Source organism: Burkholderia sp. Ac-20353, assembly GCF_017104785.1.
Classification (GTDB): Bacteria; Pseudomonadota; Gammaproteobacteria; order Burkholderiales; family Burkholderiaceae; genus Burkholderia.
Genome location: NZ_JAAGPL010000279.1, coordinates 1 through 8,890 on the forward strand (window position 1 = coordinate 1; position 8,890 = coordinate 8,890).

Sequence of the window (8,890 nt, forward strand, 5' to 3'; positions counted from 1 at the left end):
ACCGCGCCCGCGGCAGCCCGCGCGGCAATCGAAGCGGCGGGCGCGAGCGCCGGCGTCGCGGTCACGCGAATCGGTACAATATGCGCGTTGTCCGCGCCGTCGGAACGGCCCGCGATCGCGTGGCGCGACGCAGCCGGCGCGCCCCTCGCCCTCACGTTGCACGGTTTCGACCACTTCCATGCAGACTGACCCGACGCCCCCGCGCGCCGCGGCCGGCGCCGGCGCCGGCTCCACGCAGAACAAGAACGCGCCGCAGCGCGCGACCGCGCGCTTCATGCTGTCGCACCCGGCGCACATCCTGTCGCTCGGGTTCGGCAGCGGGCTCGCGCCGCTGTTGCCCGGCACGTTCGGCTCGCTGTTCGGCTGGCTGGCGTTCGTCGCGCTGAACAATTACCTGACGGTGCCCGAATGGTGGGGGCTGATCGCGGCCGGTTTCATCGCCGGCGTCTGGTCCACCGGCTTCACCGCGAAGCGGCTCGGCAATGCCGACCCGGGTGCGGTCGTCTGGGACGAGATCGTCGCGATCTGGATCGTGATGCTGTTCGTCACGCCGGCGACGTTCGTCGGCCAGCTGTGGGCGTTCGTCGTATTCCGCTGCTTCGACATGCTGAAGCTGCCCCCGATCCGCCATGTCGAGCGCCGCCTGGCAGGCGGCCTCGGCATCATGGTCGACGACCTGATCGCCGCGTTCATGACGCTGCTCGTGATCGCGCTGTGGCGGTCGTTCGTCGGCTGACGCCTTTCCGACTCCTGTTCACCCTTTCGCATGGCAACCGATTCCGTCGTCCACCAGCTTGCGATCCGCGCAGGCAACCAGTTGCGTGACGGGCACCTGATGCTCGCCACCGCCGAATCCTGCACCGGCGGGATGATCGCCGCCGCGATCACCGACATCTCCGGCAGCAGCCAGTGGTTCGAACGCGGCTTCGTCACGTATTCGAACCAGGCCAAGAGCGAGATGATCGGCGTGCCGGCCGAACTGATCGACAAGCACGGCGCCGTCAGCGAGCCGGTCGCGCGCGCGATGGCCGAAGGCGCATTGCGCAACAGCCGCGCGCAGGTGTCGCTCGCGGTCACCGGCATTGCCGGGCCGGCCGGCGGCAGCGAGAAGAAGCCGGTCGGCACCGTGTCGTTCGCGTGGAGCAACCGGCTGCATACCGACGCCGAAACACTCGTGTTCAAGGGCGATCGCGAGCAGATCCGCACGCAGGCCGCCGTGCATGCGCTGCGCGGGCTGCTGAAGCTGCTCGAAGAACGCGAGGGCTGACGCGCACCAGGGCAAGCAGCGCAAGCGCCGCCGGCCCGCGGACGCGGGCGCGGGGCCGTCCGGAACCAGGCCGCCCGTGCGGGCCATCCGGAACCAGGCCGCCCGTGCGGGCGGCCGGCCCCGCTCAACGATGCGCGTTGATCGCGTCGCGGGTCTTCTGCGCGGCGAGCGCCGCGGCTTCCGCGAAATCCTCGTCCTTGCTCGCGTACAGGATCGCGCGCGACGAGTTGATCATCATCCCGGTGCCGTCGGCCGTGCGGCCCGCGCGGACGGTCGCCTGCACGTCGCCGCCCTGCGCGCCTATGCCCGGAATCAGCAGCGGCATGTCGCCGACGATCCCGCGCACGACTTCGATCTCGTGCGGGAACGTCGCGCCGACGACGAGGCTGAGCTGGCCGCTCTTCGCGTTCCACTTGTTCGCGGCGAGATCGGCGACCACCTGGTACAGCGGCCGGCCCGGATGGCCGGACCCGTTCGTCTCGAGGAACTGCAGGTCCGAGCCGCCCGGGTTAGACGTGCGGCACAGCACGATCACGCCCTTGCCTTCGTGCTCGAAATACGGCTCGACCGAATCGAAACCCATGTACGGGTTCACGGTCACCGCGTCCGCGCGGTAGCGCTCGAACGCTTCGCGCGCGTACTGCTCGGCGGTGCTGCCGATGTCGCCGCGCTTCGCGTCGAGGATCACCGGCAGGCCCGGATGCTGCAGGTGGATGTGCGCGATCAGCCGCTCGAGCTGGTCCTCCGCGCGATGCGCGGCGAAGTACGCGATCTGCGGCTTGAACGCGCTCGCGAACTCGGCGGTTGCGTCGACGATCTGCCGGCAGAATTCGAAGATCGCATCGGGCTGGCCGTCGAACTGCACGGGAAAGCGCGACGGCTCGGGATCGAGGCCGACGCACAGCAGCGAATTCGTGCGCTGCCACGCGGCGCGCAGCGATTCAATGAAAGTAAGCGGGGTAGACATGGCGGGGACTCGCGGCAAACCGTTGTTAGACCGCATATTTTACCCGCGTCGCCGGCCGCTTTCGCGCGCGCGCGTCATCACCACATGACACGCCACATGTCACCGCCGCATGTCGCCTCGCATCTTGCCGCGCACGACGCTACGCTCGACGGTAAACGCGAAGCGCCGCGCGAGGCGCTCGCCCGGCGCGAGCAGCGTCATCCCGTGCGCGGCCCCGCCGCCCGGCAGGTTCACCGCATTGATCGGATGATCGACCGGCTCGAAGCAGAAGAAATCCTCGCCCGGCGGTGTGTACAGCACGTACGCATCGACATCGGCGGCGACGGTCAGCGTGATCCCGCGGCGCGGCCAGCTCACCGTCGCATGGCCGCCCCAGCCCGTGAACGCATGGTTCACGAGCCCGGCCGGCAGCGGATACGCGACGCCGAACTGCCATGCAGGCGGCACGCTCACGTGCCGCACCGGCAGGAAGTCGGCGCCCGACAGCCACAACCCGCCGGCCGCGGCCGCGAGCTCGGTCGCATCGTCGCGCACGAGGAACGGATGCACGCCGAGCCCGAACGGCAGCCGCGCACGACCGGCATTCTCGACCGTCAGCGCAATCGACAGCGTCGCGTCGTCGAGCTGGTAGGTCTGCGTCGCGCGAAACGCGTACGGGGTGCCGTGACTGTGGTCGAGCGACAGCCGCAACGACGTGGCGCTCGCGTCGTCGACGCGCCAGTGCGCGAGCCAGCCGTCGCCATGGATCGGCAGCGGCTCGTCGCGGCGGTTGCGCGGCACCGCGACGCTGCGGCCGTCGCATTCGAAACGCGCGCCGCCGATCCGGTTCGAATACGGCAGCAGCGGATAGCACGCGAGCTCGTTCGGATCGGTCGCCGTCTCCGGGTGCTCGCAGCGGCGGAACACCGGTGTCGGCACGCCGCCGTCGCCACGCCAGTCGAAGCGCGCGATGCCGCCACCGAGGTGCGGCAGAACATCGAGCCGCAGCGCCGCACTCGGCAGCGTGATCGCCGCAGCATGCGACGCGCCGACGCCCTGCGCGTACGCGGCGGTCTGCGGGCCGGCGCTGACCGGCTGCGCGGCGGCGGCGACGCGCGCGCGGCGCGATTGAGTCGTCGAAGTCGGTTCGCGCAGGAACGTGACGGTCATGAGGGGCTCCTTCGTCGAAAAATCGGTTCGGGTGGCGGGCGGGTTGCTCGGCCGGTCACGCCCAGCCGCCGTCGACGATCACATCCTGCGCGGTGATCATCCGGCTGTCGTCCGCCGCGAGGAACAGCGCCATCCGCGCGAGATCGGCGGGCAGCAGCTCGGCATCGATGCACTGGCCGGCCTTGATCGCCGCGCGCCCCGCGTCGTCGAGCCAGAGCCGGCGCTGCTTGTCGGTCATCACCCAGCCCGGCACGAGCGAATTGACGCGGATTCCGAACGGGCCGAGATCGCGTGCGAGGCCGCGCGTGAGGCCCTGCACGGCCGCCTTCGCGGTCACGTACACGGGATAGCCGCCGTTCTTCAGCATCCAGCTGATCGAGCCGAGGTTGATGATCGCGCCGCCGCCCCGCTGCTTCATGTCGTCGATCACGGCCTGCGCGGCGAAGAACTGGTGGCGCAGGTTCACCGCGATGCCCGCGTCGAACGATTCGGGCGTCACGTCGCCGATCGCGTGGCGCACGTCGTTCGCCGCATTGTTGACGAGCACCGCGATCGCGCCGATCCGCGCACGGATCGCGTCGATCGCGTGACGCAGCGCGGCAATGTCGGTCAGGTCGCATTCGATGAAGAGCGGTGCATGACGCGCATGCGCGAGACGTTCGGCGAGCGCGCGGCCCGCCGCGGCGTCGAGATCGACGAATGCGACGCGCGCGTCTTGCGCGACGAAATGCTCGACGAACGCGGCACCGATGCCGGTCGCGCCGCCGGTGATCAGCACCGCGCGGTCGGCGAGGCTCGGATAGCGCGCGTAGTGTGCATCGCGTGCATCGGGTGTAGTCGTGTCGGTAGTCATGCCGGTCGCCTCCAGGGGATCAGTCGCGTCCGCCGCGGTTCTTCAGCTGGTCGAGCAGCACGGCCGCGAGCAGGATCGCGCCGCGCACGAGGTACTGGTAGAACGCGTCGATGTTCAGCAGGTTCATCACGTTCTCGACGGTGCCCATGATCAGCACGCCGATCACGACGCCGGAGATCGTCGCGCGGCCGCCCAGCAGCGACACGCCGCCGAGCACGCACGCGGAGATCACGTTCAGCTCGAAGCCCTGCGCGGCATTCGGCTGGCCCGACGTGATGCGCGACGCGAGGATCACGCCCGCGAGCGCGGTCACCGCGCCCTGGATCAGGAAGATATACACGCGCGTGCGCTCGACGTTGATCCCCGCGAGCCGCGACGCCTCGGGGTTGCCGCCGATCGCGAGCGTGTTGCGGCCGTAGACGGTCTGGTTCAGCAGCACGCCGAACACGATGAAGCACAGCAGCGTGACCCAGATCGGCAGCGAGATGCCGAACATCGTCAGCCCGCCCAACGCGATGAACGTATCGGACGACACGCCGACCGCCTGCCCCTTCGACACGATGAAGCCGAGCCCGCGCACGATCTCCATCGTCGCGAGCGTCGTGATCAGCGCGTTGATGCGCAGGTACGCGATCACCGCGCCGTTGACGAAGCCGATCGCCGCGCCGGCCGCGACCGCCGCGACGATCGCGATGAACGTGTTGCCGGTCGCGTTGAGCACCATTGCGCACAGCACGCCCGAGAACGCGATGGTCGAGCCGATCGACAGGTCGAAGTCGCGCGACGCAAGACAGAACATCATCGTGCACGCGACCATCCCGATCTGCGAGATCGACAGCGCGAGGCCGAGCATGTTGTCGATCGAGAAGAAGTGATCGACGGTCAGCGACATCGTGACGAACATCACCGCGAAGATCGCGATCAGGCTGTACTCGGCGAGCTGCTGCCACCATTTCTGACGGTCGTTCTGCTGTGGTGCCAGCGCGTCGGCGGCCGGCTTCACGGCGGCGCCGGCGAGGTTTTCTCTCACTTGCATGGTCATGTCTCCTGCTCCTGCATCGCGCGGCGCAGCGGCCGCGCGGGATCGAAATCAAGGTCGTTGTGGATTCAGGCCGCCTGCGCGGCGCTCGACTGCGGCAGCGCGAGGTTCAACACCGCATGCTCGTTCGCCTGCGCGCGCGGCAGCTCGCCCGCGATGCTCCCTTCGCGCATCACGACGATGCGGTCGGACACGCCGAGCACTTCCGGCAGTTCCGACGACACCATCACGATCGCGCAGCCGCGCTCCGCAAGCCGGTAGATCACGTCGTAGATCTCGTGCTTCGCGCCGACGTCGATGCCGCGGGTCGGCTCGTCGAGGATCACGACCTTCAGGTCGGGCTCCGCGAGCCAGCGCGACAGGATCGCCTTCTGCTGGTTGCCGCCCGACAGGAAGCGGATCTTCTGCCGGCGGCTCGGTGTCTTGATCTTCAGCCGCTGGATGAAGCGGTCGGCCGTTTCGTTCTCGGTCTTGCGGTCGATGAACAGGCCCGCGCGCAACGAATGCCGGCGGCAGCTGATGTTGATGTTCTCCGCGACCGACGCCATCGCGATGATCCCCTCCTCCTTGCGGTCCTCCGGGCACAGCACGATGCCGTGGCGGATCGCATCGCCGGTGCGCTTCACATCGATGCGCGCGCCGTCGAGCGCGAGCGTGCCCGCGCGCTTGCGATCGGCGCCGTACACGAGCCGCATCAGCTCGCTGCGCCCCGCGCCGACGAGCCCGAAGAAGCCGACGATCTCGCCCGCGCGCACCGCGAAGCTCGCCGGCTCGCGCAGCGCGTCGCCTTCGATCCCGTCGACCGACAGGCGCACGTCGCCGAGCGCGCGCGGCGCGTAGTGATAGATGTCGGCGATCTCGCGGCCGACCATCTCCGCGACCAGACGCTCGCGCGGCACGTCGGCGAGCGATGCGTGCGACGCGATCCGGCGGCCGTCGCGGAAGATCGTGCACGCGTCGCACAGCCGGTAGATCTCGTCCATCCGGTGCGAGATGTAGATCAGCGCGCGGCCGTCGGCGCGCAGGTCGTCGACGAGCTTGAACAGCACCTCGGTCTCGCGGTGCGACAGCGAGCTCGTCGGCTCGTCGAGCGCAATCACGCGCGCGTTGCGCATCAGCGCCTTGCAGATCTCGACCATCTGCCGCTGCGCGATCGACAGCCGGCCGAGCTTCGCATCGGGATCCAGATCGACGCCCATCGCGGCGAGCCGCTCGCGCACGTAGCGCTTCGCGTCGCCCTTCCTCACCCAGCCGAACGCATTCGGCAGGCGGCCGAGCAGCAGGTTCTCCACGACCGTCAGGTCGGGCACGTACTGCAGCTCCTGGTGAATCACCGCGATGCCGGCCGCGATCGACGCGGCCGCACTCGCGAAATGCACGGGCCGGCCGTCGACCAGCACGCTGCCCGCATCGGGCTGATATTCGCCGCCGAGAATCTTCAGCAGCGTCGACTTGCCCGCGCCGTTCTCGCCCATCAGGCCGTGCACCTCGCCCGCATGCACGTCGAACGAAATGCCGTCGAGTGCGCGCACGCCGGGAAACACCTTGCCGATATTGTCAAAACGCAGTGCCGCTGACACTTCGCCTCTCCAGTTACGATCGATCGACCGTCGGCCGCCGCAGCATGCGGCAGCCGAGCGGGACGGTTACTTCGACGCGAGCCCCATCTCGTCGCGCACCTTGCCGACGTTGTCGCGCGTCGCGAGCATGCCGGTCGTCAGCGTGAGCGGCGGCGGCGCCTTGCCCTGCGTGATCCACGCGTACATCAGGTCCGAGGTTTCCTCGCCGTGGCGTTTCGGGCTGATGATCACGGTGCCGAAGAAGCCGGTTGGCTGCGGCTTCTTGAACTCGCTCAGCGCCGAGTCGGAGCCGCCGATGCCGATGCCGACCATGTCGGCCACCTTGAAGCCGCGCCCTTCGGCCGCACGCACCGCGCCGAGCACCGCTTCGTCGTTCAGGCCGTACGCGACCCAGTGCTTGAACTGCGGATTCTTCGTGAGCGCGATGTTCGCGGCGTTGAATGCGTTCTCGGTGTCGGTCTTCGCCTGCGGCGCGGCGATCACGTTCGCCTTCGGGAAGCCCGCGGCGACGAGCGCGTCGGTCGCGCCACTCGTGCGGTCATGCGCGGTCGGCAGCTGCTCGAAGGTGATGTCGATCGCACCGACCTCGTTCATGTTCCAGCCGCGCCTCTTGATCTCGGCCGCGATGCCGTCGCCGACCTGCTTGCCGATGTTGTACGCGGAAATCCCCATGTGCGGCACCGCGTCGAGCGGCTTGCCGGCGCCGTCGACGAGGCGGTCGTCGACCGTCATCATCTTCAGGCTGTGCGACTTCGCCTTCGCGACGATGCCCGGCCCGAGCTTCACGTCAGGCGTGCAGATGATGAAGCCCTGCACCTTCTGCGCGGCGAGGTTGTCGATCGCGCTCATCACCTTCTCGCCGGACGGTGCACCGATCTTCACGAGCGTGAAGCCCTTGTCTTTTGCGGCAATCTCCGCGAACTTCCACTCGTCCTGGAACCACGGCTCCTCCGGCTGCTTCACGAGAAAGCCGATCTTGACCGGGTCGGCCGCGTGCGCAAGCGGGTTGCCCATCAACACCGCGGTCGCGGCGGCCAGCGTGACGAACGTTCTGCGTTTCATCTCCAGTGTCTCCTTGTCTTCATCGATCGGAATACGGCCGCTTACTTGTATCGACGCAGCGCGCACGCGGCCATCTCGCGCTGCGGTCTTTCGATTCGGTCCTTCGGGTCCTGCAAGCCCTTCGAGTCCTTCAGTCGTGGTACAGCGCCGCGCGCCCGCCATCGACGGTGATGCAGGTCGCGTTGATGAACGGCGCCTCGTCCGACGCGAGGAAGACGGCCGTCATCGCCACTTCCTCCGGCTTGCCAATCCGCTTCATCGGCTGCAGCGCGAGCGTGTCGTCCCGCGCGGCAGCCGGATCCGGCTGCGCGTCCCACCAGTCGCGCGTGAGCTGCGTGTCGATGTAGCCCGGCGCGATCGCGTTCACACGCACGTTGCGCGCCGCATATTCGATCCCGAGCGCGCGCGTAAGGCCGAGCACGCCGTGCTTCGCGACCGGGTACGGAAAGCAGCCGGGGATGATCCGGAATGCGTGCGTCGACGCGATGTTCACGATGCTGCCGCGCCCACGTTCCACCATGCCCGGCAATGCCGCTCGGCAGCCGTGCCACACGCCGTCGAGATCGACCGCGAAGCAGCGCCGCCAGTCGTCGTCGGTCATCGTCAGCGGATCGCAGAACACGTTGACGCCCGCGTTGTTGACGAGCACGTCGAGCGGCCCGAACGTCGCCTCGGTCTGAGCGAGCGCGTCGCGCACCGATTCCTGATCGGCGACATCCGCATACACCGGCAGCACGCGCGCGCCGTCGAGCTCATGCGCAATTGCGTCCGCGCTCGCGCGTGCCTGCGGCAGATCGAGATCGACGAGCGCGACCGCCGCACCTTCGCGCGCAAACGCGTGCGCAATCGACGCGCCGATCCCGCGGCCCGCGCCCGTCACCATCGCGACCTTGCCCGCGAGGCGCCCCATCATGCGGCTCCGCCGCGCGCCGCACGCAGGCCGGCCTGGAACGCGCGCGCGGCGGAGCCGCAT

General features: G+C 68.8%; 10 protein-coding genes. 3 read left to right on the plus strand and 7 right to left on the minus strand.

The genetic code is table 11. The features are described from left to right. The 3 genes from G3N94_RS37635 to G3N94_RS37645 form a co-directional block, all read left to right on the plus strand. Positions 1–189: thiamine monophosphate kinase (locus tag G3N94_RS37635; protein WP_205799295.1), on the plus strand; the 189-nt coding region annotated here is incomplete at its 5' end. Further along, the gene (locus G3N94_RS37640) at positions 179–736 is read left to right on the plus strand and encodes a phosphatidylglycerophosphatase A (RefSeq protein ID WP_205799296.1); all 558 of its coding nucleotides are present in this window, start codon (positions 179–181) and stop codon (positions 734–736) included. The genes G3N94_RS37635 and G3N94_RS37640, both read left to right, overlap by 11 nt. 30 nt (positions 737–766) lie before the next feature. After that, entirely contained in the window at positions 767–1,267 is a 501-nt protein-coding gene (locus tag G3N94_RS37645) for a CinA family protein (RefSeq protein WP_205799297.1), read from the plus strand. A 124-nt stretch (positions 1,268–1,391) separates the two neighbouring features. Here the strand turns inward: G3N94_RS37645 and pyrF are convergent, their stop codons facing one another. The 7 genes from pyrF to G3N94_RS37680 form a co-directional block, all read right to left on the minus strand. Further along, the gene (gene pyrF / locus G3N94_RS37650; RefSeq protein WP_205799298.1) at positions 1,392–2,234 is read right to left on the minus strand and encodes an orotidine-5'-phosphate decarboxylase; all 843 of its coding nucleotides are present in this window, start codon (positions 2,232–2,234) and stop codon (positions 1,392–1,394) included. A gap of 99 nt (positions 2,235–2,333) precedes the next feature. Continuing rightward, positions 2,334–3,383, minus strand: a complete 1,050-nt coding sequence (locus tag G3N94_RS37655; RefSeq protein ID WP_205799299.1) for an aldose 1-epimerase — start codon at positions 3,381–3,383, stop codon at positions 2,334–2,336. Between the two features lie 55 nt (positions 3,384–3,438). After that, positions 3,439–4,236, minus strand: a complete 798-nt coding sequence (locus G3N94_RS37660) for an SDR family oxidoreductase (protein ID WP_205799300.1) — start codon at positions 4,234–4,236, stop codon at positions 3,439–3,441. 19 nt (positions 4,237–4,255) lie between these two features. Then, the gene (gene araH / locus G3N94_RS37665) at positions 4,256–5,272 is read right to left on the minus strand and encodes an L-arabinose ABC transporter permease AraH (protein WP_205799301.1); all 1,017 of its coding nucleotides are present in this window, start codon (positions 5,270–5,272) and stop codon (positions 4,256–4,258) included. 71 nt (positions 5,273–5,343) lie between these two features. Then, positions 5,344–6,855 (minus strand): L-arabinose ABC transporter ATP-binding protein AraG, encoded by a 1,512-nt coding sequence (gene araG / locus G3N94_RS37670; protein WP_205799302.1) that lies wholly within the window; start codon positions 6,853–6,855, stop codon positions 5,344–5,346. A 66-nt stretch (positions 6,856–6,921) separates the two neighbouring features. Then, on the minus strand, positions 6,922–7,917 hold the full coding sequence (locus G3N94_RS37675) for an arabinose ABC transporter substrate-binding protein (RefSeq protein ID WP_205799303.1): 996 nt from the start codon (positions 7,915–7,917) through the stop codon (positions 6,922–6,924). Positions 7,918–8,047: 130 nt separating this feature from the next. Next, positions 8,048–8,827, minus strand: coding sequence for an SDR family oxidoreductase (locus G3N94_RS37680; RefSeq protein ID WP_205799304.1), 780 nt, complete (start codon positions 8,825–8,827; stop codon positions 8,048–8,050). Between the last annotated feature and the right edge of the window lie 63 nt (positions 8,828–8,890).

Bases quoted from the DNA above. Each gene is read 5' to 3' on its own strand.
- pyrF (WP_205799298.1), bottom strand. From the start codon at position 2,234: ATGTCTACCCCGCTTACTTTCATTGAATCGCTGCGCGCCGCGTGGCAG.
- araH (WP_205799301.1), bottom strand. From the start codon at position 5,272: ATGCAAGTGAGAGAAAACCTCGCCGGCGCCGCCGTGAAGCCGGCCGCC.
- G3N94_RS37675 (WP_205799303.1), bottom strand. From the start codon at position 7,917: ATGAAACGCAGAACGTTCGTCACGCTGGCCGCCGCGACCGCGGTGTTG.
- G3N94_RS37655 (WP_205799299.1), bottom strand. From the start codon at position 3,383: ATGACCGTCACGTTCCTGCGCGAACCGACTTCGACGACTCAATCGCGC.
- G3N94_RS37640 (WP_205799296.1), top strand. From the start codon at position 179: ATGCAGACTGACCCGACGCCCCCGCGCGCCGCGGCCGGCGCCGGCGCC.
- G3N94_RS37680 (WP_205799304.1), bottom strand. From the start codon at position 8,827: ATGGGGCGCCTCGCGGGCAAGGTCGCGATGGTGACGGGCGCGGGCCGC.
- G3N94_RS37645 (WP_205799297.1), top strand. From the start codon at position 767: ATGGCAACCGATTCCGTCGTCCACCAGCTTGCGATCCGCGCAGGCAAC.
- G3N94_RS37660 (WP_205799300.1), bottom strand. From the start codon at position 4,236: ATGACTACCGACACGACTACACCCGATGCACGCGATGCACACTACGCG.